The organism is Limnohabitans sp. (genome assembly GCF_030158565.1).
Classification (GTDB): Bacteria; Pseudomonadota; Gammaproteobacteria; order Burkholderiales; family Burkholderiaceae_C; genus Limnohabitans_A.
Genome location: NZ_JAOASQ010000023.1, coordinates 23335 through 49465 on the forward strand (window position 1 = coordinate 23335; position 26131 = coordinate 49465).

Below are 26131 nucleotides of genomic sequence, written 5' to 3' on the forward strand. Positions count from 1 at the left end.
GCGGCTAAGATCAGGCATGGTTTCCATGCAACGTTTTTTGACTTTTCGCCACTGGCCGCGCTTGAGCGCTGATCTGGCCCGCACCGAAGTGCTGGCCGGACTGACGGTCGCGCTGGTGATGGTGCCCCAAGCGGTGGCCTATGCGGGCCTGGCGGGCATGCCCTTGGTCACAGGGCTCTACACCTGCCTGGTGCCCGCTTTGCTGGCCGCTTTGCTGGGCAGTGCCAACCGCTTGTCGGTCGGCCCTGCTGCGCTGACCTGCGTGCTGATTGGCGCATCGCTGACGGGCATGGCCGAACCAGGCTCGCCTGAATGGGTTTCACTGGCCGTGTGGCTGTCATTGTTGTCGGGCGGCATCCAGCTGCTGCTGGGGCTGGGCAATTACGGCTGGCTCATCAACCTGGTCAGCTCCCCGGTGATGATGGGCTTCACGCAAGCGGCTTCCTTGCTGATCATGGCCTCGCAAGTGCCCGCCTTGCTGGGTGTGAAAGCCTGGAGTTGGGACGTGCAGACCTGGGGTGTCTGGATGACTGGATGGCCTGCCCTGTTTGGCTTGGCAAGCCTGATCGCGCTCTTGTTGTTGCGCAAATTCAAGCCGCGCTGGCCCGGCATCATGCTGGTGATGGCGGCGGCCTCGGCCTTGGGCTATGCCAGCGGGTATGAACAACACGGCAGCGTGGTGGGCCTGTTGCCTGCTGGCCTGCCTGACTTTTACTGGCCACACTGGCCTGGTCTGGACATGCTCAACCAGTTGTGGGTACCCGCCATGGTGATCGCCCTGGTGAGCTTTCTGGAGACCGCATCGAGCGCCCGCATCGAATGCCAGCGCGACGGCAAACGCTGGGACGACAGCACCGAGTTGTTTGCTCAGGGCCTGGCCAAACTGGCCTCGGCTTTCTCAGGCAGCTTCCCAACCAGCACCTCGTTTTCACGCTCGGCCCTGATGCTGTACGCGGGTGCCCGCTCGGGCTGGGCCGTGGTGGCCTCCATCGGTTTTGTCTTGCTGGCTTTGCTGCTGCTCATGCCCGCGCTGCAATATGTGCCGCGCTCGGTCATGGCCGCTGCCGTGATCGTGGCCGTGCTCAACTTGTTCCAGCCCAAACAGTTCCTCAAACTCTGGCGCATTGACCGGGTCGAGACCATGACCGCGGCGGTGACTTTTGCGATCACCCTGGCCACGGCACCGCGCATCTATTGGGGTGTGATGGCGGGCGTGCTGGTGGGCCTGAGCCACTTTTTACACACACGGCTGCACCCGCGCATCATCGAGGTGGGCTTGCATCCGGATGGCAGCTTGCGCGATCGACACCTGTGGAAGCTGCCGCCTCTGGCACCCCATTTGTATGCCTTGCGCATGGACGCCGAGCTGGACTTTGCCGCTGCCAGCGGTTTCGAACGCGCCATCACCGAACACTTGGCGCTCAACCCCGAGGTGGCGCATGTGTGCCTGTTTGCACACCCGATCAACCGGGTCGATGCCACGGGTGTGGAAACCTTCAGTCAGCTGCAAAGACAACTTTTCAGCCGTGGCATCACACTGCACATCAGCGGCATCAAGCTGCCGGTGGAGACCGCCCTCAAACGGGCCGGAGAATTGCACGCAAGCCCATGGCTCAAGATGTACCGCACCGACGCCGATGCGCTGCAAGCCTTGGCACAGTTGGCGCCGCTGCCCAATGACATCGCGGCGGCCAACATCTGAAACAGGCGTGGGTCAGTCGATGGTCACGCCACCGTTTTTGATGACCTGACGCCAACGCTCGGTGTCTTCCTTCATCCATTGCGCCATCTCTTCTGGCGTATTGCCTACAGGCTCGGCCCCCACCTCGGCAAAGCGGCGTTGCATTTCAGGGGTGCGCAAGATGTCGCTGATCAGACTGGACAAGCGCTGCGCGATGGCCATGGGCGTTTTGGGGGGTGCCACCAAGGCGAACCAGGCCACCGCCACCACGCCGGGGACGATCTCCTGCAAGGCAGGCGTCTGCGGCATGCTCGGGATGCGCTTGGCGCTGGTGACGGCCAGAACCTTGAGCTTGCCATTGCGCAAATGGGCCGAGGCTTGCGCCACATTGCCAAACATCACGTTGACATGCCCGGCCAGCAAATCGGCCATGGCCGGCGCATCGCCTTTGTAGGGCACATGGACCAGCTTGGTGCCGGTTTTTTGCTTGAACAACTCTGCTGTCAGGTGCGCTGTGGAGCCGTTGCCTTGAGAGGCATAGCTGAGTTTGTCGGGGTTGGCTTTGGCGTAAGCGATCAGCTCTTGGACCGAATTGGCGGGCACCGAGGGGTGCACCATCAAGGCATTGGGCACCAAAGAGAACACCGTGATCGGCACGAACTTGGCCGGGTCGTAATTGAGCTTGGGGTACAGGCTCACATTGATCGACAAAGGCGGCGGCGGCGCAGCCATCAAGGTGTAGCCGTCTGGTTCGGCGTTGAACAACATCTCGGCGGCGATATTGCCTGCCGCACCCGGCTTGTTGTCGATCACGATCGTTTGCCCCAGCTTGCTGGACAAGGCTTCCGAGACCAAGCGGGGGAACAAGTCGGCACTGCCACCTGCAGGGTTGGGCACCAAAATCTTGAGGGTCTTTTGCGGCCAGGCTGCAGGACTTTGCGCCCCCGCAGTGGTGGCCCACCCAGGCAAGCTCAGGGCCAAAGAAGCGCTCAGGAATTCACGGCGACGGTGGTGTGTCATGGCAAGCTTTCAGCGTTTCAAAGGGGAATGACCAACAAGGTTTCGATGATGCGCGAGTCGTACAAGAACAAGCGCTTTTTGAAACGCGGTCCCTCTGGCGTGATCAGAACTTCGTCATGGCATTGGCCGGTGGAAAAAATGGCCATGTCACCGTCCAGCGACATGGTGCGCACCACCAGGTAATTCGAGCGCACCTGCAGCACGCCATCGGCCTCGCCCACGATTTGCACACCCGACAGGATGTGCCGGTAGTGGTGTGGCTCGTAAATGTTGGCCACGCGCATGGACTTGATGCGGTCGCGCAGCTGCGCGGCACTGCGGGCGTCGATGATGGCCATGGGCAAGCCCCGGTCATGGTTGAAGCGCGACTGCACGGTGTAGCGGCCATCGGGCAGCAAGAGCGCTGCAATGGCTTCCACCCGGTCTTCGTCGATGGCACGGGCCCATTCGTAGATGAGGTTTTCAACCGCCCGGAAATGTTGATCGTGTTGCGCGCTCATGCCAAGTCCATGTCTGATCGGTAGTTGTGCCAGAAGTTGCGGATGGCGCGCTCCGAGAGTTTGCTGGTGCCGCCGCTTTCCAGCGTTTTGCCGCCCATCTCAATGAAGCTCTCGCCGCTTTGCCCATCGGCCATGGCTTTTTGCATCATCTCGCAAACAGCCGCATCCTCGACCGAGATCATGCCGGCCGATCCGGCCAGATTGGCTTGCACCAAGCGGGTTTGCGTGGTGGCCTCGTCGTCATCGGCGAAACCAAAATAGGTCCAGACCAAATCCGACTCGCCCACACCGCGCGGAATGAGCTGCCGGGTCGCCAAGCTGTTGGCAATTTGGTGGAGCACGAAGCTGGGGTAGGTCGTCAGGATCTGCACGCTCACGCCATCACCAAACTCATCACGCCACTTGAGGATGCTGGGGTCCTCCAGCTTCATGTCGTCGTTCACGGACCGCAAGGCGGCGCTGGTTTTGTCAAAGTCTTCCGACTTTTTTTCGGTGCCGGCCTTGGTGTAGAAATACACATGGCGGCCGCTTTGATCGAGCGTCATGCCCGACTCTTGGGACTGGCGCGACAAACCAAAGGTGCCGTAGAAAGTGTGCAGGATGTTGGCGTGGTACGAGTCCCGAGGGTTCTCGTGGTACGTCTTCCAGTTGGCATGGATGCGCTGGGTGTCGTAGCCCAGCACCTTCAAAGGCTTGTGCAGCACACGTCGGATGCCTGCGGCCACATCACCCAGCCAGGCTTCCAGGGACTCGACATCATGAGAGAAGGTCGCAAAGACCAGACCGCAAATCGTTTCCACACGCAATTTGTGCAGACCATGTTCGGACAGTTGAAAGTCTTTGGGTAAGCCGCCCTCGCCGCGCAAACCGTGGCTGAACGCCGCGTGCGTGAGGTCACCTTTGAGGTTGTAGTTCCAGGCGTGGTAGACGCAATAAAGCTTCTTGACCTGGCCAAAGGCATCGCGGCACAGCATATTGCCCCGATGCGCGCAGCGGTTGACCACCGCATGCAGTGAGCCATCTTCCGCCCGGGTCAGCACCACCGACTGGTCACCGATGTAAGTGGTTTTGAAGCTGCCCACCTCGGGCACTTCGGCCTCCAGGCCCAAATAGTTCCAGGTCTTGCCCCGGAAGATCTTGACTTGTTCCTGTGCGTAAATGTCTGGGTCGGTGTAGACCCAATACGGGGCCCGGGTATAGCCCTCGGCAGGCCATGGGCGGGCAGTCTTTTCTCGCGAGCTGGTGGGGCCGCGCACCACGGCTTCGTGGCTGGCATGGGCTGGCGTGTTCATATCGGTCAAGCTGGGCTTTCACGTTGGAGAATGGTTAAGCCCAAACATAAGGCCAAGTCCTCAGGGCACTTGTCATGCAGATGACTGAGCCAGCCAGCGTGCAGAGCACGCATTTCCCAATGAGCCGACAGGCTTGCGCATGCGCCGCAACTCCAAAGTTCAACTTGGAATCTCCGCCTCGACCAGCAACGCCAGCAAAGTCAACGACTCTTGCCAACCCAGACAACACATTTCGGGCGGGATCATCTCGGGGATGCCCGACTGCTCGATGTTCACCTCGGTACCCACCAACACAGGCTTGAAAGTCACCGTCGTGGTCATCTGCCCAGGCAAATTCGGGTCATCAAATGTGTCGGTGTGGCTCAAACGCTCGTTGGGCAACAGCTCCAAAAAGGTGCCACCAAAGCTGTGCGACTGTCCATTGCCCAAATTGGTGAACGACATGCGGTAGCTGCCCCCCACACGCGCATCCATCTCGTGCACTCGACCGGTGAAGCCGTGCGGCGGCAACCACTTGGCCATGGCATCGGGGTCGATGAACGCACGGAAGATGCGATCAGCAGGGGCACGCAGCACGCGTTGAAAACGGACGGTGTGGGTCATGGAAAGTCATTCCTTCAGAGGGACTTGAAGCTTATCAGGGGCACAACAGCCTGCTCGCCCGATGCTTCACACTTTCTGTGCTTCAAGCGGTGATCGAATGCATGGACACTGTGATTATTTACAGTATATTCAAGGCATGCTCCGCACCCTCTTCGTTGACTTCAACAGCTACTTCGCCTCGGTCGAGCAGCACCTGAACCCGGCCCTGCGTGGGCGGCCGGTGGGGGTGGTGCCGGTCGTGACCGATTCCTCGTGTTGCATTGCGGCAAGCATTGAAGCCAAGGCCTTCGGGGTGAAGACGGGCACGGGCGTGGCCGAGGCCAAGCGTTTGTGTCCGGGCATCGCCATCGTGCTGGCCGACCATGCCAAATATGTCGAGATTCACCAGCAAGCCGTGGCGGCGGTGGATCGGATCGTGCCAGTGCGTCAGGTGTTGTCGATTGACGAGATGGAGTGCGAGCTGACGGGCCGCTGGCGTGAACGTGACCGGGCCATCGCATTGGCGCATCAGGTCAAGGCCGAGGTGCAGCGCAGCGTGGGCGAATGCCTGCGCAGCTCGATTGGCATCGCGCCCAACACGCTGCTGGGCAAGCTGGCCTCCGACATGCACAAGCCCGATGGCCTGACGGTGATCGAGCAGCACGAGTTGCCCGAGCGGCTGTATCCACTGAAGCTGTCAGACATTCAAGGCATTGGCCCGCGCATGCGCGAGCGCTTGTCGCGCTGCGGCATCGAGACGATGGAACAGCTCTATGCCGCGCCGCGAGATTTGCTGCACACAGCTTGGGGCGGCTTGGCGGGGGCTGACATGTACGACAAACTGCGCGGCCAGTGGTACGGGCCACGCGCCACCGTGGCGCGGTCGCTGGGGCATTCGCATGTGTTGCCGCCCGACTTGCGCCACCCCGAGGGGGCCCGCCAAGTGCTGCACCGGCTGACGCAAAAGGCGGGCATGCGGCTGCGCAAGCAGGGCTTTTACGCCACGGCCATGCAGGTGTTTGTGCGCTGTGACCACCGCTGGCAGCGCGAATCGGGCGGCGAGCGCTCTGTGCAGGTGGGCGAAACACAGGACACCGGCTTTTTGCTGAACACGCTGGACCAGCTGTGGTTCAGTGGCTTGCACCGGTTGCAAGGCCCCAAGGCCGTGGGCATTCAGCTGTGCGGCTTGGTGCTGGCCAGTCAGCACACCCCCGATTTGTTTGACACCTTGCCTCCCCCCGAAGCCACTGCTGCACAAACCTTGCAAAACCACAGCACATTGCGCGACCGGGCCCGCCTCATGTCGGCTATGGACGCACTCAACCGCGCACAAGGCAAAAACACGGTGTACTTCGCCAGCGCCCACCACACGTTGGATGCCGCGCCCATGCGCATCGCGTTCAACCGGATTCCGGATCTGGAGACGGAGCGCTGAGGCTGTGGTGGGAGCGGCGCCCTCGCCGCGATAGAGCGCTCGCAGACCTCAGACATTCGCCGCGGGGGCGCGGCTCCCACACGGTCAGGGATCAAAGGGTCAGGCGGTGACGATCCAGCCTTCGAGCGGATCGCAGGGCGGCAAGCCGTATTGCGAGTGCCCGGCTTCGTGCTGCTGCTGCGCCCAGGCAGCCTGCATCAGGCACAAGGTGGCGTCGAGCGCATCGCCGCTGGCGTCATCGGCCAGGCGGCCCATCAGCGCATTGCTGGCCACCAGACGGAAACCCAAGCGGGTTTGCCCACGCTCGAGCGCGCCCAGCAATTCGCGCCGGGCCAGCAGGCGCTCGGGCGTTTGCTTGGCTTTGTCGTCGCTTTTGTAGCTGCGGTTACCCAGCATCTCACGCGCCAGCAAGCCGGGGTAGGCCTCCAGCGCCACGCGGCGGGCATCGCCCGCATGCAAACCGGGCAGGTGCACACCCGCTTGGCGCAGCAGGGGCACACCCGCGTGCAGCATGTAGGCCACGGGCGGGTTGACCCATTTCATGGACGGGCTGGAGCCTGCGGGTTTGTCGGCAGCGCGGTGCGCAAACTTGCCGCCAGCCGGGCGGGCGTTGCAAAACGCCGCAAACTGTTCGCGAATTTGGGAGCGCTCCAAGGCACAGTAATGGTCCATGCAGGCGGTCCAGTCGGTGGGCCAGCCCAGTGTCTCGACCAGCTCACGCGGCAGGCCAAAGGGCAGGTCAAAACCACCCACCCAATCGGCAGGCTGCGCCAGCCACTCGCCAAACGCACTCAGGGTGTCAAAGGTGTGCAGGGCTTGCAGCTGCACCCTGCCCTGCCGCGCCTGGCCCTGTGCCAGCACGATGGGCTTGCGCTTGGAGGGGCTGCTGGAGAAATCACAGCCGATGAGATGCATGGGTAATTTCGCGACGAGGGCGTCGCTCCTACAGAAAAGCCTCGGCTCGGACCTCTTCTTTTGCGACAGAAGTGAACGCCTAAAGCGTTAGGCCCGGCCGATGATGGATGCAGTGGCCATCAGCTCTTCGAGCAGGGCCAGCGACACTTTGCCCGACACGCTGTAGGGGTCCAGCTCGGCACGCTCGGAGTACTTGAGCAAGATGTTGGTGTTCACGCGCGAGGCGTCGACCTGGCCCATGGTCCAACCACCGAAGCGGCGCTCGCTGATTTCTTCGTAATGCAGCAAAACCACATCCTTGTGGCGCGCGTCTTTCTGGATGTGGCCATACAGATCGCTCACGGCATTGCGCCCGCCTTCGATGGCTTGCAAAAAGATGCCGCCGCCGTAGCACAGGATGCCGGTGATGCCGCTGGACGGGTTGAACTGGCGGGACTGGGCCAGGATGGATTCGATGGTCTCCGCACGGGTGTCCACAGCGCGGCTGGCGTAAAGCAGGCGTACCAACATGGTCAGTTCTTTCCAGGAATCAGGGACAGGAATTCACGGCGCAGGTTCGGGTCCTTGAGGAAGGCACCGCGCATGACCGAGTTGATCATCTTGCTGTCCATGTCTTTCACGCCGCGCCAACCCATGCAGTAGTGGCTGGCCTCCATGACGATGGCCAGGCCATCGGGCTGGGTTTTGCGCTGGATCAGGTCGGCCAGTTGCACCACGGCTTCTTCCTGGATCTGGGGGCGGCCCATGATCCATTCGGCCAGGCGAGCGTACTTGGACAGGCCAATCACGTTGGTGTGTTCGTTGGGCAACACGCCGATCCATATCTTGCCGATCACGGGGCAAAAGTGGTGGCTGCAGGCGCTGCGCACGGTGATCGGGCCGACGATCATCAGCTCGTTGAGGTGCTCGGCGTTGGGGAACTCGGTGATCTCGGGGCCGTCCACATAACGGCCTTTGAACACTTCCTTCAAATACATCTTGGCCACGCGGCGGGCGGTGTCGCCGGTGTTGTGGTCGTTCACGGTGTCAATCACCAGCGAATCGAGCACACCTTCCATCTTGGCGGTGACTTCGTCCAGCAACTTGTCCAGCTCACCGGGTTCGATGAATTCGGCGATGTTGTCGTTGGCGTGGAAGCGTTTGCGGGCCGCATGGATGCGCTCGCGGATCTTGACGGAAACAGGAACGCCTTCGTCTTCGGGCGTGGCGGCAGAAGCAGTCATGGCGTCTGGGGCTTTCATTAACATGGCAAGGATCGTAACAGCGATTGAACAAGCTGGCCCGGCCGCCCGGCCAACACCCATGCCCGGGCGAAGGACTACGGCCTCAGTAGCGGTTGCCGCTCAAAAACAAGGCCAAGCGCATCAGGCCAAAGGCCACGCGGTCACGCAGCCTTTGCGGCCAGGGTCTTTGGGTGTAGGTATCGGCCACCACAGGGCTGCTTTGCTCATCGATGGCGCGGCTCAAGCGCTGGTGCAATTGCCGCGCAAACACCTGGTCGGCCACCACCACATTGGCCTCCCGAGCCAGCAGCAAACTCAAAGGGTCCAGGTTGGACGACCCCACCGTGGCCCAGGGGCGGTCGTGATCAGGGTCGACCACAGCCACCTTGGCGTGCAGAAAACTGGCTTCGTACTCATGAATCTCCACCCCTGCGGCCAACAACACGCCATAGACCGGCCGGGTCGCGTGGTACTGCATGAAATATTCGTAGCGCCCTTGCAGCAGCAAACGCACCCGCACGCCCCGCTGCGCCGCATGGATCAAGGCCTTGCGCAAACGACGTCCGGGCAAAAAGTAGGCATTGGCGATGACAATTTCATGGCGCGCCGCGCCGATGGCCCGCAAATACGCTTTCTCGATCTGCGTGCGGTGCAGCACGTTGTCACGCAAAAGCAAGCCCGCTTTGGCCACGACATGGGCCTGCGCCGCACCACCGGCCTCGTGCGACCAGGGCAAGTGCAGACCCGCCGCCCGAAAGGAGCTGAAGGCCTCGGGAAACTTTTGCTGACGCACATGGCGCACGCCCTGGATGCGCCACCACAGCTGCGACATGGTCTCTTGCATCTGCTGCACCAAGGCCCCTCGGGCGCACACTGCAAAATCAAAGCGGGGCTCGGGCAAGGCGCCATGATGCGGGTCATACCAATCGTCCAGGATGTTGATGCCGCCGCAAAACGCCAGGTGCCCATCGACCACGCACAGCTTGCGGTGCAGCCTGCGCCAACGGCTGGGGATCAACAAACCCAAAGTGCCCAAGGGCGAATAAATGTGCCAGGCCACACCGGCGCGCTCGAAACGCTCACGCCACTCGGCTGGCAGCAGGGGGGTGCCCACACCGTCCACCACCAGCCAAACCCGCACGCCTCGCAAGGCGGCGCGCTCCAGCGCTTCGGCCACCATCAAGGCCGCGCCGTGGAAATCAAAAATATAGGTTTCCATGTGCACCTGCGAGCGGGCTTGCTCGAGCGCCGACACCAGCGACTCGAAGTAGGCCTGGCCGCCCTCGATCAGCTTGATCTGGTGGCCGTCTCGCAAGGGCGGGTTGTGGCGCATCGTCAGTCGGTCCAAGCCAGCTCGGCCACCAGCGGCAAGTGGTCAGACATGCGTGGCCAGATGCGCCCAGCGGGCACCATGGCGCGCACTGGGCGAAGGCCACGGGCATAGACATGGTCGAGCTGGTTCAAGGGCAAGCGAGAGGGGTAAGTGGGTGTCGGCTGATCGCGCCACTCGGCAAAGCCCGAAGCCGCCATGCGCCGCCCCAGTCCGGTGCCCCAGTCGTTGAAATCCCCCGCCACCAACACTGACGCGTGGCTCGGAATGTGGGCTGCGATGTAGTCCAGCAAAGCTTGCGTCTGACGCACGCGGCTGGCGGGCACCAGCCCAAGATGCACCACGATCACATGCACCACGCGGTCCACCACCTGCACTTCGGTGTGCAAAAAGCCGCGCTGCTCAAACCGGTGGTCCGAGATGTCGCGGTGCTGGTGCGACAGCACGGGCCAGCGCGAGAGCATGGCGTTGCCATGTTCGCCGTGGCGCGTGGTGGCGTTGGTGCGGTACACCGCTTCGTAACCCTCGGGCGCCAAATAGTCGGCCTGCGGCTGGGCAGGCCAATGGGCAAAGTGAAGTGCTTCGCGCCGGTTCATGCGCCGCACTTCCTGCAGGCAAACGATGTCGGCATCCAGCTGCTCCACCGCATGGCCAATGTTGTGGATCTCCAGCCGCCGCACAGGCCCAAGACCCTGCACACCTTTGTGGATGTTCCAAGTGGCCACCCGCAGCGTGGGGTGTTCATGGCGCTGGGGCATCACGCACCCTCTTGGGCAAATCGCGGCAGCATCAAAATCGCTTCTGCGTTCGATGGCGAAAAACAGGTGTCCGCCGCCTGCTGCCAGTTCAGCCACTGCCATTCGGTGTGCTCGCTCGGACTCAGGGTCACCGGCGTGCCTTCGGGCACCAAGAGGCCAAACACCCGCTCGGTGTTGCGGCTGACTTCAGGCGCGTAACGCCAGCGCCAGGCCGGGTAGATGTCGTAAGTGTTTTCGAGCTGCCAGTCTTGCAACTGGCACTGCGGGTGCAGCGCATCGATGCCGGTTTCCTCTTGCACCTCACGCACGGCCGTCTCGGCCCAGTCTTCGTGCAGAAAATCCTTGCTGCCGGTGACCGACTGCCAAGTGCCAGCATCCACGCGGCGGATCAGCAAGACCTGACGGCTGGGGGTGTAGATCACCACCAGCACGGATTCGGGGATTTTGTAAATGCGTGACGCAGCGTCCATGCATTCATTCTAGGACGCTGCGTTCAGCCCACCGGACTGTCAGATCACAAAGGCACCGACAGTTTGATCCCGGTCATCCAATTGCGGGGCAGGCCGGGCTCGAAGTATTGCTTGGCCGCCTGGTTCACGACGACCGAGCCCACCATGGCGGTGTCTGTCACATTGTCCACACCGGCCCACAGTTCTGCACGCACCGGCCCCCACACACTGCGGTGACGCACGCGCAAGTTCAACTGACCGCCACCCGCTACACGGGCATCGGCATCGTTGAGATCATTGGCCCAGAAGGCCGAGCGCGCCACCCAGTCGGCCGAAGCGGACCAGCCCAGGGGGCGTGGATTGGCTTTGGAGACAAAGCCCTGCTCCGCCCATTGCATCGAGGCAAACAGCTGCTGGTCCGGAATGCCGGGCATGCGCTTGCCCGATGGCACAGGGGTGGTGCCCGAGCTGAAGTCTGCGTCATACACCGCCCGCAACCAGGCCATGGACAACTGACTGCGCCATTGGGCAGACCAGGCATGCTGCAAGGACAGCTCGCTGCCTTCGCGCAAAGTGCGGGCTGCATTTTTATACGCCGTCTTGCCGCCCGCACTCTTGAGCGTGACGATCTCATTGTCCGTAGTGATGCGGAACACGCTGGCGTCCACGCGTGTGGCAGCTGCGGGTGTCCATTTCAGGCCCGCTTCGCTGTGCTGACTGCGCGAGGCCAGCAAGCCCGTGTTGAAGAGCCCTTTGATCGCGCTGTTGTCCACTGTGTATGCCGCTTCGGCCAGAGTGGGCGTTTCAAAGCCCTTGCCCCAGTTGGCGTAAACATTGAGCGTGTCGAGCGCGTGCCATGTCGCCCCGAGCACGGGACTGGTGGCGATGTAGCGCACGCTGCCCATGCCATTGCCGTCGACCAAAGGCAAGTCGTCCCGGTTTTCCAGCTTGATCTGACTGTGGCGCAGACCAGCAGTGAAGGTGTAGGGGTTATGGCCTTGACCATCGGTCCAATGCCAGTTCACCTGGCCATAGGCGTCGTTGTTGCTGGCTTTGTTGAGTTCGTCGCGTTTGAGAGCACCGAATTTTTCACCGTTGACCGTGTCACCGCCCTGGCGGCGCTCGGCGCTTTGGTCCAGATCGAATCCGAGCACCCAATCCACCGGGCCGTGGGCCAAGTCTTGCGCCTTGCCTTTGAGCTGTGCACCCAGTCCGTAGAAGTCGCGTTCCAGGCCCACCCATGCCGAGCCGGCCACCGCCGTTCTGGCTTGGTATTGGAGGTTGGTGCGGGTGCCGGTGTACACGCGCCATTGCATTTGCAGGCTGTCGCTGAACCGGTGATCGAGCACCGCGCCCAGCTGGTTTTGCTGCACGCTTTTACGGGTGCGGTCCAACTCGGCGTTGTTGCCTGCGCGCCGTGGGTCGGGCTGCAGCTCTGACATTTTCAGGCCCAAAGGGTCCTGCGCCATCGGCATGTCAAAGACATTGGCCACCAGCTTCAGCTTGGTGTCTTCCTGCAGTTGCGTGGTCAGCACGCCATTGAATTGCTTGCGCTGTGCGGCGCTGTTCTTGCGGTAGCCGTCGATGTCGAAGGTGCTGTAGTCGGCCACGATGCCGACATTGCCGGTGCGACCGCTGAACTGCAGGTCATGGCGGCGCAGGCCATAGCTGCCCATGGTGGTGGAGACATCCAGCTGAGGCTGCTCCCCGGCTTCACGCGTGAAGGTCTGGATCACGCCACCGGCCGAGTTGCCGTACAGCTGCGCCAGAGGCCCGGTCAGCACTTCAATGCGCTCAGCCGAAGTCAAGCTCACCGTGGAGGCCTGGCCTTGCCCGTCGGGCGTGGTGGCCGGGATGCCGTCGGTGATCAGGCGTATGCCGCGCAGGCCAAAAGCCGAACGCGAGCCAAAGCCGCGAATGGAAATTTGCAAGTCCTGCGCGTAGTTGTTGCGGTTGAGCGCCACCACGCCGGGCACTTGGGCCAGGGCTTCTGACAGGTTGACTTGTGCACCTGCGTTGCGGATCGATTCGCCATCGATGACACGCACAGAAGCAGGTGCATCGAACTGCTTTTGCGCCAGGCGACCGCTTTGGACCGTGACTTCATCGGTGCTTTGCGCATGGGCCGTTGCGCCCACCAAACCCAAAACACCCGCGAGATAAATACGAGATTTCACATGCTGCTTTCAATGTCTGTCTTCAACGCCCTGCCGTCAAACAGGTTCAGGGAGCGATCTGGATTGGGATCGAGTTGTACCACGCGGCCAGGTCTTCGATTTGCTGATCCGTCAGCGGCTTGGCCATCAAGACCATGGTTTCGTTTTGCCGCTTGCCGCTGCGGTAGAGCTTCAACTGCTCATCGAGGTACTGCAAGGACTGCCCTGCCAAGTTGGGCGCACTGGGCAACGTGGCCAAGCCCTTGACACCATGGCATGCCGCACACTGGCTGGCGATGGCCTGACCGGCCTTGGGGTTGCCGGCCGCCTGCGCAGCAGATGTGCCCACAGCCAAAAGCCATACGAAAGACCAGCACAGTGAATCTGAAATTTTCATGAGGGAACTACCGAATAAATCCAACAAAAAGCACCCGGGGCTCACCCGGGTGCTTGACTTTCAAACCAGCGATCAGTTGCCGCTGTAGGTCACGCGATAGATGGCACCGGCGTAATCGTCAGAGATCAACAGCGAGCCGTCCTTCATCACAGCCACATCGACCGGACGGCCGTTGTAGATGCCGGTTTCGCTGTCCAGCCAGCCTTCGGCGAAGGTCTCCAGCTTGCCAGCCGTGCCATCGGCCTTGACGGGCACGTACTGGATCAGTGCGCCACTGGCGGGGCTGCGGTTCCAAGAGCCGTGTGCGGCCAGGAAAACACCACCCCGGTATTTGGCAGGGAACTGCTTGCCCGAGTAGAAGGTCATGCCCAATTGCGCCTGGTGGGCGGGCAACTCGACTTGCGGGAACACGACGTTGGCGGGCTCCTTCATGTCCTTCAGGTCAGCTGCAGCAGGGCTGCCTGCGACTTTGTAATGACCGCCCCAGTAGGGGTAACCGAAGTGCTCACCCTTCTTGGTCGAGCGGTTCAACTCGCCCGGCGGGATGTCATTGCCCAGGCCATCGGTCTGGTTGTCGGTCCACCACAGGGTGCCGTCTTTGGGGTTGAAGTCCTGGCCCACCGAGTTGCGTGCACCGATGGAGAACACTTCGCGGTTCTTGCCGTCCAGGTCCATGCGCACGATGCCGCCAATGCCCAAACGGTTGAACTCGTCGATCTTGTCGGCAGGCTGCACATTGAAGGGCTGGCCCAGCGTGATGTAGAGCTTGTTGTCCGGACCCACGCGGCAGGTGCGCGCACCGTGGTTGTAGGACTCGTACTCGGTCGGGATCAATTTGCCCTGTGGCACCACGGTGCCCACGGCCACGTCCGGACCTTCATAGAAGAACTCGGCTGCGGGGAAGGTCAGCACGCGGTTGTGCTCGGCCACGATCAGGAAACCGTCTTTGGTCCAGCACACACCGTTGGGCACCTTGAAGTTCAAGGATGGGGCAAAGGCCTTGACCTCGTCGGCCACACCATCGCTGTTGCGGTCGGTCACAGCCCACACGGTGGTCTTGCGTGTGCCAACAAACAGCATGTTGGTCGATGGGGCCACGGCCATGTGGCGAGCATCGGGCACGATGGCAAACAGGTCGATCTTGAAGCCCTCGGGCAACTTGATCTTCTTAAGGTTGTTGCGAATGGCGTCGGCGTTTTTGCCAGCTTGCGGCACCACGGGGATGTTCAGATCGGTGGTGGCCACCTTCATCTGCTGCATGGCGGCCAGGTTGTCCTTGCCTTGCTGTGCGTGGGCTGCAGTGGCCAGCAATGCCGCCACGGCCACAGCGCCAAAACGGTGAAATTTCATGGGTGTCTCCTGTTGAATGAAAATTTCAGCACCACTCGGGTGGCGTCTGAAGAAGTCTTTTCTTGACCCGATCAAGATCAGACATCCACGCGCAGTATTTGATGCATCCCCCTGACGATGGTGGTATCTCGTTACTTACAAGGTAAACCCTTGCACCGTTGGGCTTGCCTTGAAAAAGCGCTTTCTCCTCTGCCAGCAAGGCACTGCAGCCATGCGATCTGCCGTATTGAAAAAAATTAATGGCACTTGCAAATTTTTATCCGCACTCAAAGCGTTGTTTGGCGCGCATCGACTCACACAGGTGACAGCGCCACACACAGCGACTGACTACATTGCGCTGTCACGCCCAGAAGTCTTGGGATCCCTCCGCACAAAAAAGACCTGTCCATGTGTGAATACTTTGTCAAAGCAGACCCCAAGCAGTACGAACAAAAATCCCGCACCGTGCGCATCCACGGTGTGTTGACCAGCATCCGTCTGGAAAACATGGCCTGGGACATCTTGGCCGAAATGGCCGAGGCAGAGAACTGCACCACCAACGCGCTCATCACCAAATTCCACGAAGAAATCCTGGACCATTGGGGCGTAGTGCCCAACTTTGCCTCCTTCTTGCGCGTGACCTGCATGCGCTATTTGCGCCGCGGCATGATCGAACTGGAAAAACAGTTGCAAACCACCGATGGGCTGGACAACCCCCTGCCCGGCAACGTGTCCGCTTTTGAGCGCTTTACCCCCAGCATGGCCGAGGTCTTGCACAGCTGATGTGAGCTAGGACAAGCGCTAACATCGCGGGCATGTTCCAACACATTCAAAAAACCATGGACCATGCCGTGGTCCTGTCCGTCACAGGACTGACTGGCCCGGCAGGCCCTGCGGGTGCCCAACCCTTGTTGGACGCATTGCACTTCGACATTCCAGCGGGCGTCACAGCCCTGACCGGTGACGAAGGCACCGGCAAAACCAGTCTGCTGCGTTTGTTGGCGGGCGATTTGACCGCCGTATCGGGCAGTGTGAGCGTCGCACCTGACGACGACGTGTTCTGGGTGGACCTCCAAGGCGCCGAACACGACCAGGCCACCGTGCAAGCGTGCTGGGATGCCCTGAGCCCACGCTACCCGCGCTGGAACGAGGCGCTGCTGCAGGACCTGGCCGATGCACTCGACATGACGCAGCACCGATCCAAACGGCTGGAGATGCTCTCTAGCGGCAGCCGACGGAAGGTGATGGTCATCGCGGCCCTGGCCTCGGGCGCCACAGTGACGCTGCTGGACCAACCCTTTGCAGCACTGGACCTGAAATCCATCCGCGCCATCAAAGACTTCTTGCGCGAAGCTGCCGAGCACCCCAGCCGCGCCTGGGTCGTGGCCGACTACGAAGCGCCTGACGATTTGCCACTGGCCAGCATCGTGCATCTGTGATGCGGGCAGGGCCTTGACTGAGCCACCGCCACGGCGCAAATCCAAGCACTCAAATAAGCAACACAACACGCAAATCAACACATTTGCGATCTATGCCTCATAATGCACCGGTGCCCGTGATTAAAAAACGGCACAAGTCAGGTGATCGGTCAGTTTCGCGCGCTACGGCGGCACTTTTCGGGTTTGTTGTACTTTCGGGACCCCATCGCTTTGTTTTTTGTATTTCTGAGGAGTCCCCATGGGCAATAAACTTTACGTCGGCAATCTGCCGTACACCGTTCGCGACGAAGACCTGCAACAGGCTTTCGGCGAATTCGGCGCCATCACCAGCGCCAAAGTCATGATGGAACGCGACACAGGTCGTTCTAAAGGTTTCGGCTTTGTCGAAATGGGCAGCGATGCCGAAGCGCAAGCCGCCATTGAAGGCATGAATGGCCAATCTTTGGGTGGCCGCAGCATCACCGTGAACGAAGCCCGTCCGATGGAAGCTCGTCCTCCACGTACCGGTGGTTTCGGTGGTGGTGGCGGTTACGGCGGTGGCGGCCGTTCAGGCGGTGGCGGCTACGGCGGTGGCGATCGCTCCGGCGGTGGCGGCTACGGCGGCGGTCGCGGCGGCTACTAAGCCCTGCGTATCCCGTTAACGGCAGTGATGCCGTGACAAAATTTCTGGCTCAGCTTTGCGCTGAGCACAGACACAAAAAAGGCTTCAAGACTTCGGTTTTGAAGCCTTTTTTGTGGGTGCCCATCGGCCAGTGCCTGCATGGGCTGGGGCACAAAAACCAACGCCACCCGAGGGTGGCGTTGTGCGTGAAAGCGTCAGTGCAGTTTAAGCTTTGACCGCATCCACATTGCGCAAGCGGATGTGCAATTCGCGCAACTGCTTTTCGTCCACAGGGCTTGGCGCTTGCGTGAGCAAGCACTGGGCACGCTGTGTCTTGGGGAAGGCGATCACGTCGCGAATCGACTCGGCACCGGTCATCAGCGTGACGATGCGGTCCAGACCGAAGGCCAAGCCGCCATGTGGAGGCGCACCGTATTGCAAGGCGTCCAGCAAGAAGCCGAATTTGAGTTGGGCTTCTTCGGGCGTGATCTTGAGGGCATCAAACACTTTTTGCTGCACGTCAGCGCGGTGGATACGCACCGAGCCGCCGCCCATTTCCCAGCCGTTCAACACCATGTCGTAGCCCTTGGAGATGCACTTCTCGGGCGCGGTGACCATCCAGTCTTCGTGGCCGTCTTTGGGCGCGGTGAAGGGGTGGTGCACGGCGGTGTAGCGTTGGCTTTCGTCGTCGAACTCGAACATCGGGAAGTCGACCACCCACATTGGGGCCCAACGGTTTTCAAACAAACCGTTCTTCTTGCCGAACTCGCTGTGGCCAATCTTGATGCGCAAAGCGCCGATGGCGTCGTTGACGATTTTGTCCTTGTCGGCACCGAAGAAAATCAGGTCGCCGTTTTGCGCGCCCGAGCGCTCCAGCACGGCGTTGAGGGCCGCGTCGTGGATGTTCTTGACGATGGGCGACTGCAAGCCGTCACGGCCCTTGGACAGGTCGTTCACGCGGATGTAGGCCAAGCCCTTGGCACCGTAGATCTTGACGAACTCGGTGTACGCGTCGATCTCGCCACGGCTGATGCCGCCGCCTTCAACAGAACCATTGGGCACGCGCAGGGCCACCACGCGGCCGCCCTTCATGTTGGCAGCGCCTGAGAACACTTTGAAGTCCACATCGCCCATGACATCGGTCACTTCGGTGAACTGCAGTTTCACGCGCAGGTCGGGCTTATCGGAGCCGTACAGGTGCATCGCATCCTGGTAGGTCATGACCGGGAACTCGCCCAGGTCCACGCCGATGGTTTTCTGGAACACGCGCTTGATCATGCCCTGGAACATGTCGCGGATTTCTTCTTCGGTCAGGAACGATGTTTCGATATCGATCTGGGTGAATTCGGGCTGGCGGTCAGCGCGCAAGTCTTCGTCGCGGAAGCACTTGGTGATCTGGTAGTAACGGTCGTAGCCAGCCACCATCAAGAGCTGCTTGAACAGCTGAGGCGACTGTGGCAAGGCAAAGAACTGGCCGTCGTGCACGCGGCTGGGCACCAAATAGTCACGCGCGCCTTCGGGCGTGCTCTTGGTGAGCATGGGGGTTTCGATGTCCACAAAACCATTTTCATCGAGGTACTTGCGCACTTCCATCGCCACTTTGTAGCGCAGCATCAGGTTGTTTTGCATGTACGGACGGCGCAGGTCCAGCACGCGGTGGGTCAGGCGGGTCGTTTCGGACAGGTTGTCTTCGTCGATCTGGAAAGGCGGCGTGACCGACGCGTTGAGCACGATCAGCTCATGGCACAGCACTTCGATCTTGCCGCTTTTGAGGTTGTCGTTGGTGGTGCCTTCGGGGCGGGCACGCACCACGCCTTTGATCTGCACGCAAAACTCGTTGCGCACGTCTTCGGCCACTTTGAACATCTCGGGGCGGTCGGGATCGCACACGACTTGCACATAGCCTTCGCGGTCACGCAGGTCGATGAAGATCACGCCGCCGTGGTCACGGCGACGGTTGACCCAGCCGCACAGGCTCACGGTTTGGCCGTTCAGGGCTTCGGTCACCAGACCGCAATAGTGGGAACGCATGGACATGTTGTTTTGCTTTCTAAATTCAAAGAGGTCATCAGCCGTTGGCCATGACCCCACTCACGAGGACTGTTTGACGGCTGAGGACTCAACCGATGGAATTTGATCGGGACCACCGGGCACCACCACCCCCATGGAAATGATGTACTTGAGAGCGTCGTCCACGCTCATGTCAAGTTCGATCACGTCGGCCTGGGGCATCATCAAAAAGAAGCCCGAGGTGGGGTTGGGTGTGGTGGGCACATACACGCTGACCATGGCCTGGTTCAGGTGCCTGGCCACTTCGCCACCCGGTGTGCCGGTCAAAAAGGCGATGGTCCAGGAACCCTGACGGGGGTACTGCACCAAGAGGGCTTTGGAAAACGCATTGCCACTGCCCGAGAACAAGGTGTCGGCCACTTGCTTGACGCTGGTGTAAATGCTGCGCACCACGGGGATGCGGTTCATCAGGCTGTCCCACTTGCGCAGCCACCACTGGCCAAACATATTGGCCACAAACACGCCGGTGGCCAAAATCACCAAGGCCACCAGGATCACGCCCAGACCGGGTACGCCGCGCAAAGCTTCGGCCAGCTTGTGCATGCCGGGGATCAGCGAATCGGCCGCGTGAAGCACGGCCAGAAAGATGCCGTCCAGCAAGCCCACCAGCCAGGTCAGCACCCAGACGGTGATGCCCATGGGCAGCCACACCAGCAGACCGGTGATGAAGTACTGTTTGAAGCTGCGTGTTTTCATGAAGTGGCGATCAGTTGGGGATCAATGGCAAGCGCAGGATGTACCGCAACCGCCAGCAGCCGCAGGAGTGGAGGTATCGGCAGCTGCCGCCGCAGGCTCGGCGCTGGTGGCAGGGCTGGCCGCCGCAGCAGCACCGGTCACACCGCCGCTTCCGCCTTTGAAATCGGTCGCATACCAGCCCGAGCCCTTGAGCTGGAAACCCGGTGCGCTGAGCTGTTTGCTGAACTTGGGTGCACCGCAGGCTGGGCAGTCGGTCAGGGGTGCGTCGGAGATTTTTTGCAGAACATCCTTGGCATGTCCGCAGGACTCACACTTGTAGGCGTAAATGGGCATGAAGAGGGCTCTTTTCAGGTTGAAAATTCAAAACCCTCAATTATAGGCGGGGGGCACCTGTTCAAGCCCCCTGGGCCGCTTTCCGGCCGAATTCAGACCGGACTCACTCCACGCCCACCAATTTGTGGTGCCCCGCGTGCTGATTGCGGATCGCCTGGCGGCCCCAGGAGCCGATCAGCATGCCCGAGAGGCTGGCCAACACCCCGGCCAACTGGGCTGGAAACGCCTCGCCCGCAGGGGTGAAGGTGAACAAAAGCCAGGTCAGCAAACCCAACACAATCGCAAACAAAGCGCCCTGGGTGGTCGCTTTCTTCCAGTACAGCCCAAAAGCCAGGGGCACAAACGCCCCCACCAGGGTGACCTGGTAAGCGCCAGAGACCATTTCATAGATCGAAGTGCCTTGCATGACGATCGCATAAGCCAACACCAGCACGCTGAACACCAGCACCGTGATGCGCATGGCTTTGAGCTCTTGTTGGTCGCTTTGGTGCGGGAAAAACTGACGCCAGATGTTTTCGGTGAAGGTCACACTGGGCGCCAGCAAGGTGGCCGAGGCGCAGGACTTGATGGCCGAGAGCAACGCCCCGAAAAACAGCACCTGCATCACAAAAGGCATCTGGGTCATGACCAGCGTGGGCAAAACTTTTTGCGGGTCTTCGGCGATCAGCCTGGCGGCCTCCTGCGGCATGATGATCATGGCGCTGACCACCAAAAACATGGGCACAAAGGCAAACAGGATGTAGAGAACGCCCCCGATGACCGGGCCACGGGTCGCCGCAAACTCGCTGTTGGCCGACATCACGCGCTGAAACACGTCTTGCTGGGGGATGGAGCCCAGCATGATGGTGATCGCAGCTGCAAAAAAGAAAATGATGTCCTTGAAGTTCGGCTCGGGCCAGAACTTGAACATGTCCTGGCTCACCGCCAGCGCCAGCACCTTGTCGGCACCACCGGCCTGCTGTCCGGCGAACACCGCCAGGATGGCCAGCCCCAACACCAGAATGATCATCTGGATGAAATCGGTGATGGCCACCGACCACATGCCGCCAAACAGGGTGTAGGCCAGGATGGACACCACCCCGATCACCATGCCCAGAGGCAGGCTGATGGCGCCATCGGACAACACATTGAAGACCAGGCCCAAAGCCGTCACCTGCGCCGAGACCCAGCCGAGGTAACTGACCATGATGATGACCGAGCAGATCACCTCCACGCTGCGGCCATAGCGCTCGCGGAAATAGTCGCTGATGGTCAGCAAGGTCATGCGGTAGAGCTTGGCCGCAAAGAACAGGCCCACCAAAATCAGGCAACTGCCCGCGCCAAAGGGGTCTTCCACCACACCATTGAGGCCGCTGTTGACGAATTTGGCCGGGATGCCCAACACCGTCTCGGAGCCAAACCAAGTGGCAAAGGTGGTGGTGACGATCATCGCCAGCGGCAAATGCCGGCCCGCAATGGCAAAGTCGGCCGAGTTTTTCACGCGCTTGGCGGCCACCAGGCCAATCGCGATGGTCACCAGCAGGTAGGCGATCACGAGGGTCAGCAACACGGCAATGTCTCCTGTTTAGAAACGAAAAATCAGTACAACTGCAAGTGCGACCAGACCTGCAGCCCCAGCAAGCTGAGCAGGAATCCCATGCCCAAATACAGCAGGATTTGCAGCAAACGGTTGGTGCGGCGCTGCTCGGCCAGCAGCTGCTCCAACTGGCGTGCATCGCCTTGGCGCGGCTGTTTGAGGTAGTCGTGCAACAGACGGGGCAGTTGCGGCAACAGCTTGGCGTAATGCGGGGCTTGCGCCTTGAGCTCTTCCCACAGCTTTTTGGGACCGATCTGGTCGAGCATCCACTTTTCGAGGAAGGGCTTGGCCGTGCTCCACAGGTCCAGCTCGGGGTCGAGTTGGCGCCCCAGGCCTTCGATGTTGAGCAGGGTCTTTTGCAAGAGCACCAGCTGCGGCTGGATCTCGACATGGAACCGGCGCGAAGTCTGGAACAGACGCATCAGCACCATGCCCAACGAAATTTCCTTGAGCGGTCGGTCAAAGTAAGGCTCGCACACGGCGCGGATCGCGGCTTCGAGTTCATCCACACGCGTGTCTGCAGGCACCCAGCCCGACTCGATGTGCAACTCTGCCACGCGCTTGTAGTCACGGCGGAAGAAGGCGGTGAAGTTCTGCGCCAGGTATTCCTTGTCGTATTCGGTCAGCGTGCCGACGATGCCAAAGTCCAGCGAAATGTAGCGACCAAAAGTCTCGGGCGCCAGGCTGACCTGGATGTTGCCGGGGTGCATGTCGGCGTGGAAAAAACCATCGCGAAACACCTGTGTGAAGAACAGGGTCACGCCATCGCGCGCCAGCTTGGGGATATCCACTCCGGCGTCACGCAAGCGCTCCACATGGCTGATGGGCACACCGTGCATGCGCTCCATCACCAACACCTCGGGCTGGCAATAGTCCCAGACCATCTCGGGGATCAGCACCAGGTCCAGGCCTTCCATGTTGCGGCGCAACTGCGCAGCGTTGGAGGCTTCGCGCACCAGGTCCAGCTCGTCGTTGAGGTACTTGTCGAACTCGGCCACCACCTCGCGCGGTTTGAGGCGTTTGCCGTCGGCGCTCAGGCTTTCGACCCAGCCGGCCATCATGCGCATGAGGCTCAGGTCTTTTTGGATGACGGGCAACATGCCCGGGCGCAAGACCTTGACCGCCACTTCGCGCAGTTCGCCAGACTTGCTGCGCAAGGTCGCGAAGTGCACCTGCGCGATCGATGCGCTGGCCACGGGTTCACGCTCGAAGCTTTCAAAGATCGTGTCCACGGGCTTGCGAAAAGCCCGCTCGATGGTGGCCACAGCAATGTCCGAGCTGAAAGGCGGCACGCGGTCTTGGAGCTTGGCCAACTCTTCGGCGATGTCCAATGGCAGCAAATCGCGCCGGGTGGACAAGACCTGACCGAACTTCACAAAAATCGGGCCCAGGCGCTCCAGCGCCTCGCGCAGGCGCACCGCACGGGGCGAACGCAGGTCGCGACCCACCGACAGGATGCGCGCCAACAGGCGGATCCAGGGCTTTTGGAAGCTGGAGAGCACCAACTCGTCCAGGCCATAGCGCAGGACAATGAAGACGATGAACGCGCCGCGGCCGAGGCGGCTCATGCTGCGCTGCCGGAAACGATGTCGGTGCCGGGACGCTTGGCCACGAAGCCGCGCAGGGCCTCCATGGCTTTGCGGGCCGCTTGGGCCAGCGTGTGGGCCATGGCATCCCCCACCAGGCGTGCCAGGTCTTCTTCAGCGTCCCAACGCACATGGTCGATCAACCAGTTGATCTCGGCGGCCAATTGCACATCGCCTTCGATGCGCACTTTGGGCTTGTCGCCCTTGGCCAAGGCCGACGCCAGCGACAGGGGCGATTCTTCGGTCACCGTAAGACGCAGGTCAAAGCCTTCAAAGCGGCCGCGCTCCAACAGCCCTGCGGGCGTGGGCGTGAGTTGCAGTTGGATGCGGTCCCAAACCAGCTCAATGCGCTGGCCTTTTTGACGCGCCAGGCGGGCCATGGCCTCGGGTTCGCTTTGCAGTACATGGTTGAGGAACAGGACAAGGCGGTTGACCGACTCATCGACCACCCAGGCGGGTGGCTGAAAGTTGGAAGCGAATTGGGGCAGCGCCTGCGCGGCCCAAGAAAAAGGGGACTGTGTTGCCATAGTCCCCGATTATTCCCGAAACAAAGGCCCCGCCTGGGGGCCGGTGTTTTATTGCAGCGCTTGCACGCCAGCAACCAGCCAACCACCGCCTTGTTTGGACTTGGTCATGTTCCAGACTTCGCGGAAGGGGCTGGGGCCTGCCGAAGCATCTTCGCGGATCATGCCGTTGAACTCAACGCTGGCCAGATAAGCCTCAGCCTGCTCTTCGATGCCCAACAACTGTGCCTCAAGCATCACCACTTCTGTCTTGTTGGGCTGGCCAGGGAACTGGCTTTCACGCTCAGTCAATTGGCTGCGAATTCCGGACACCATGGTGTCGGTCATCATGGAGCGCAAAGTCGCGATGTCCGAACGGTCCCAAGCGTCTTGCAAGGTGACAAAGTTCTGTTTGGCAGCAGCCACGAAACCGGCCACATCAAAGTCAGCAGGAATACCCCAGGCCTGAGAGCCGCTCAAGGCAGAGCCAATCATCGAACCACCGGTTTGAGCGGCTGCCGAGCCGTCAAACTGTGTCCCCTGGGCTTCCCAGGGACGGGCCGAAGCATCGTTGCCGACTGTCTCGGGCTTGTATTGTTTGAACGAGGCGGGCTGCTCAGCAGAGGCGCCTGCGCCTTGGTAAGCCAGACCCCCTTGTTGGGCTGCACCACTTTTACGGCGCATGATCATGCCGATCACCGCCATCACGGCTACGCCAATCAACAAGAACATCAGGACGTTGCCAAAAGCTTCACCCATGCCCAAGGAATGGGCCAGCCAAGCCAAGCCCAAGCCAGCCGCCAAACCGCCCAGCATCGCACCCCAAGGCTTCTTGGCTGCAGGTGCTGCGACCGGCGGTTTTGCAGCGGCAGGCGCCGCTTGCTGCGCGGGGGTTGCCGCTTGTTGTGGACGCACAGCTTCACGTTGCGTCACTTGGTTCGATTGCTGGCCAATGGATTTGCCACCGCCCATGCGACGGGCAGCTTCAGCATTCAAACTGCCCAGGGCCAAAACGCCAGCGAGCAAAAGGGTCAAGAACTTGTTCACGGTGTCTCCAATGGATAACAAAACTCACAAATCTGGCATCAACACTTGATGCCTGCGTGTAAGGCTACCACCCCTGCCGATAAATTATGAAAATCCACATGGCCAAATCCGCTGTTTTTCATAAGGGTTTTCAGCTCTTCCTGGCCGGGATGCATACGAATGGATTCAGCCAAATAGCGGTAACTGTCGGCATCGCCGGCGACCAGCTTGCCCATGTGCGGCAGGATCTTGAAGCTGTACCAGTCGTAGATTTTCTCCAGCGGCTTGGCCACTTTGGAGAACTCCAGCACCAGCAATTTGCCACCAGGCTTGAGCACACGGCACATCTCTTTGAGCGCCACATCCTTGTGCGTCATGTTGCGCAGGCCAAAGGCCACGCTGACCACGTTGAAATGGTTGTCCGGAAAAGGCAGCTTCTCGGCATCGCACACCAAGGTGGGTAAAGCCAGTCCATGGTCGAGCAAACGGTCACGGCCAGTGCTGAGCATGGCTTCGTTGATGTCGGTGTGCACCACACGACCTGTGGCGCCGACCTTCTTGGCAAAGGCCATGGACAAGTCGCCCGTGCCGCCCGCAATGTCGAGCACCTGGTCGCCTTCTTTCAGGTTGGCCACCTGCACGGTGTAGGCCTTCCACACGCGGTGCAGCCCCATGGACATGAGGTCGTTCATCACATCGTATTTGGACGCGACCGAGTCAAACACGCCACGCACGTGCTTGGCTTTTTCTGTTTCGTCGACGGTTTTGAAACCGAAATGGGTGGTGCTCATGAGAATGCTCAATGGTTGTGGCCGCAGCTGCTGCCGCCTTTGACGGGCATGGGGGCATCGCGGTCAGTGCCTGCGGCTTGCAGGCGCTCTTCGTACTGTTGCCACAAAGCCGCTTGCTGGTCGCCCAGAAAGTACAGGTACTCCCAGGTGAACAGGCCCGAGTCGTGGCCATCCGAAAAGGTCGGCTTGACAGCGTAGTTGCCAACAGGCTCGATCTCGATCACCGAGACCTCGCGCTTGCCGGTCTGCAGCACCTCCTGGCCGGGGCCATGGCCTTGCACTTCGGCCGAGGGGGAGTAGATGCGCATCAGCTCGAACGGGATGCGAAATTGCGCCCCATCGGAAAAGCCGATTTCCAGCACCTTGGTCTGGCCATGCACAGTCAGGGACTCGGGCGTGGGTGTTTCTTTTTTCAAACCGGCCATAGTGACTTTCGCGTGTTG

Annotated in this window: 27 protein-coding genes; 5 read left to right on the forward strand and 22 right to left on the reverse strand. The window is 60.8% G+C overall.

All coding sequences use genetic code 11. From position 1 onward, the window contains the following. Positions 1-16 precede the first annotated feature (16 nt). Positions 17-1702: a SulP family inorganic anion transporter gene (locus Q1W40_RS03835; protein ID WP_300709067.1), complete on the forward strand. Its 1686-nt coding sequence runs from the start codon at positions 17-19 to the stop codon at positions 1700-1702. 12 nt (positions 1703-1714) lie between these two features. On the opposite strand, the gene Q1W40_RS03840 is transcribed toward Q1W40_RS03835, so the two are convergent. The 4 genes from Q1W40_RS03840 to Q1W40_RS03855 all read right to left on the reverse strand — a co-directional run bounded on the left by Q1W40_RS03840 (position 1715) and on the right by Q1W40_RS03855 (position 5096). Beyond that, positions 1715-2701, reverse strand: coding sequence for a tripartite tricarboxylate transporter substrate binding protein (locus Q1W40_RS03840; protein WP_300709069.1), 987 nt, complete (start codon positions 2699-2701; stop codon positions 1715-1717). Positions 2702-2718: 17 nt separating this feature from the next. After that, positions 2719-3201: a nuclear transport factor 2 family protein gene (locus Q1W40_RS03845; RefSeq protein ID WP_300709071.1), complete on the reverse strand. Its 483-nt coding sequence runs from the start codon at positions 3199-3201 to the stop codon at positions 2719-2721. Beyond that, positions 3198-4493, reverse strand: coding sequence for an SRPBCC family protein (locus tag Q1W40_RS03850; protein WP_300709367.1), 1296 nt, complete (start codon positions 4491-4493; stop codon positions 3198-3200). Before Q1W40_RS03850 ends, Q1W40_RS03845 begins: the two co-directional genes overlap by 4 nt. 159 nt (positions 4494-4652) lie before the next feature. Next, a complete protein-coding gene (locus Q1W40_RS03855) occupies positions 4653-5096 on the reverse strand; it encodes an SRPBCC family protein (RefSeq protein ID WP_300709073.1) in 444 nt (147 codons plus the stop codon). Between the two features lie 136 nt (positions 5097-5232). On the opposite strand from Q1W40_RS03855, the gene Q1W40_RS03860 reads away from it, so the two are divergent. Further along, on the forward strand, positions 5233-6510 hold the full coding sequence (locus tag Q1W40_RS03860; RefSeq protein WP_300709075.1) for a DUF4113 domain-containing protein: 1278 nt from the start codon (positions 5233-5235) through the stop codon (positions 6508-6510). A gap of 99 nt (positions 6511-6609) precedes the next feature. On the opposite strand, the gene Q1W40_RS03865 is transcribed toward Q1W40_RS03860, so the two are convergent. The 9 genes from Q1W40_RS03865 to Q1W40_RS03905 all read right to left on the reverse strand — a co-directional run bounded on the left by Q1W40_RS03865 (position 6610) and on the right by Q1W40_RS03905 (position 15088). Further along, a complete protein-coding gene (locus Q1W40_RS03865) occupies positions 6610-7425 on the reverse strand; it encodes a DUF429 domain-containing protein (RefSeq protein WP_300709077.1) in 816 nt (271 codons plus the stop codon). An 87-nt stretch (positions 7426-7512) separates the two neighbouring features. Beyond that, the gene (locus Q1W40_RS03870; protein ID WP_300709078.1) at positions 7513-7935 is read right to left on the reverse strand and encodes a BLUF domain-containing protein; all 423 of its coding nucleotides are present in this window, start codon (positions 7933-7935) and stop codon (positions 7513-7515) included. Between the two features lie 2 nt (positions 7936-7937). After that, a complete protein-coding gene (folE, locus tag Q1W40_RS03875) occupies positions 7938-8666 on the reverse strand; it encodes a GTP cyclohydrolase I (protein ID WP_108324253.1) in 729 nt (242 codons plus the stop codon). Positions 8667-8751: 85 nt separating this feature from the next. Continuing rightward, positions 8752-9981 (reverse strand): cardiolipin synthase ClsB, encoded by a 1230-nt coding sequence (gene clsB, locus Q1W40_RS03880; RefSeq protein ID WP_300709080.1) that lies wholly within the window; start codon positions 9979-9981, stop codon positions 8752-8754. A 2-nt stretch (positions 9982-9983) separates the two neighbouring features. Further along, positions 9984-10736 carry an endonuclease/exonuclease/phosphatase family protein gene (locus tag Q1W40_RS03885; protein ID WP_300709082.1) on the reverse strand — a complete coding sequence of 251 codons (753 nt, stop codon included), beginning with the start codon at positions 10734-10736 and terminating at the stop codon, positions 9984-9986. Further along, on the reverse strand, positions 10736-11206 hold the full coding sequence (nudB, locus tag Q1W40_RS03890; RefSeq protein WP_300709084.1) for a dihydroneopterin triphosphate diphosphatase: 471 nt from the start codon (positions 11204-11206) through the stop codon (positions 10736-10738). The genes Q1W40_RS03885 and nudB overlap by 1 nt, the downstream gene beginning before the upstream one ends. A 44-nt stretch (positions 11207-11250) precedes the next feature. Continuing rightward, a complete protein-coding gene (locus tag Q1W40_RS03895) occupies positions 11251-13362 on the reverse strand; it encodes a TonB-dependent receptor (RefSeq protein WP_300709086.1) in 2112 nt (703 codons plus the stop codon). 46 nt (positions 13363-13408) lie between these two features. Beyond that, on the reverse strand, positions 13409-13738 hold the full coding sequence (locus tag Q1W40_RS03900; protein ID WP_300709088.1) for a cytochrome c: 330 nt from the start codon (positions 13736-13738) through the stop codon (positions 13409-13411). 72 nt (positions 13739-13810) lie between these two features. Further along, entirely contained in the window at positions 13811-15088 is a 1278-nt protein-coding gene (locus tag Q1W40_RS03905) for a PQQ-dependent sugar dehydrogenase (protein WP_300709090.1), read from the reverse strand. Between the two features lie 387 nt (positions 15089-15475). On the opposite strand from Q1W40_RS03905, the gene Q1W40_RS03910 reads away from it, so the two are divergent. From Q1W40_RS03910 to Q1W40_RS03920, 3 genes are all read left to right on the forward strand, one after another. Further along, entirely contained in the window at positions 15476-15850 is a 375-nt protein-coding gene (locus Q1W40_RS03910) for a ribbon-helix-helix domain-containing protein (protein WP_300709092.1), read from the forward strand. A 32-nt stretch (positions 15851-15882) separates the two neighbouring features. After that, entirely contained in the window at positions 15883-16506 is a 624-nt protein-coding gene (locus tag Q1W40_RS03915) for an ATP-binding cassette domain-containing protein (RefSeq protein ID WP_300709094.1), read from the forward strand. A 238-nt stretch (positions 16507-16744) separates the two neighbouring features. Further along, positions 16745-17128 (forward strand): RNA-binding protein, encoded by a 384-nt coding sequence (locus Q1W40_RS03920; RefSeq protein WP_300709096.1) that lies wholly within the window; start codon positions 16745-16747, stop codon positions 17126-17128. 204 nt (positions 17129-17332) lie between these two features. Here the strand turns inward: Q1W40_RS03920 and aspS are convergent, their stop codons facing one another. From aspS to Q1W40_RS03965, 9 genes are all read right to left on the reverse strand, one after another. Further along, a complete protein-coding gene (aspS, locus tag Q1W40_RS03925; RefSeq protein ID WP_300709098.1) occupies positions 17333-19144 on the reverse strand; it encodes an aspartate--tRNA ligase in 1812 nt (603 codons plus the stop codon). A gap of 54 nt (positions 19145-19198) precedes the next feature. After that, the gene (locus Q1W40_RS03930) at positions 19199-19873 is read right to left on the reverse strand and encodes a DUF502 domain-containing protein (protein ID WP_300709100.1); all 675 of its coding nucleotides are present in this window, start codon (positions 19871-19873) and stop codon (positions 19199-19201) included. A gap of 21 nt (positions 19874-19894) precedes the next feature. After that, entirely contained in the window at positions 19895-20206 is a 312-nt protein-coding gene (locus tag Q1W40_RS03935) for an FmdB family zinc ribbon protein (protein ID WP_300709102.1), read from the reverse strand. Positions 20207-20309: 103 nt separating this feature from the next. Beyond that, positions 20310-21755, reverse strand: a complete 1446-nt coding sequence (locus Q1W40_RS03940; protein WP_300709104.1) for a sodium:solute symporter family protein — start codon at positions 21753-21755, stop codon at positions 20310-20312. Positions 21756-21784: 29 nt separating this feature from the next. Continuing rightward, on the reverse strand, positions 21785-23350 hold the full coding sequence (gene ubiB, locus Q1W40_RS03945; protein ID WP_300709106.1) for a ubiquinone biosynthesis regulatory protein kinase UbiB: 1566 nt from the start codon (positions 23348-23350) through the stop codon (positions 21785-21787). Continuing rightward, the gene (locus tag Q1W40_RS03950) at positions 23347-23895 is read right to left on the reverse strand and encodes a hypothetical protein (protein WP_300709108.1); all 549 of its coding nucleotides are present in this window, start codon (positions 23893-23895) and stop codon (positions 23347-23349) included. The genes ubiB and Q1W40_RS03950 overlap by 4 nt, the downstream gene beginning before the upstream one ends. A 48-nt stretch (positions 23896-23943) precedes the next feature. After that, positions 23944-24918, reverse strand: coding sequence for a Tim44-like domain-containing protein (locus tag Q1W40_RS03955; protein ID WP_300709110.1), 975 nt, complete (start codon positions 24916-24918; stop codon positions 23944-23946). Positions 24919-24956: 38 nt separating this feature from the next. After that, entirely contained in the window at positions 24957-25688 is a 732-nt protein-coding gene (ubiE, locus tag Q1W40_RS03960) for a bifunctional demethylmenaquinone methyltransferase/2-methoxy-6-polyprenyl-1,4-benzoquinol methylase UbiE (protein WP_300709112.1), read from the reverse strand. A gap of 8 nt (positions 25689-25696) precedes the next feature. Continuing rightward, complete coding sequence (locus Q1W40_RS03965; protein ID WP_300709114.1) at positions 25697-26113, reverse strand: DUF971 domain-containing protein; 417 nt, start codon at positions 26111-26113, stop codon at positions 25697-25699. Positions 26114-26131: the final 18 nt, after the last annotated feature.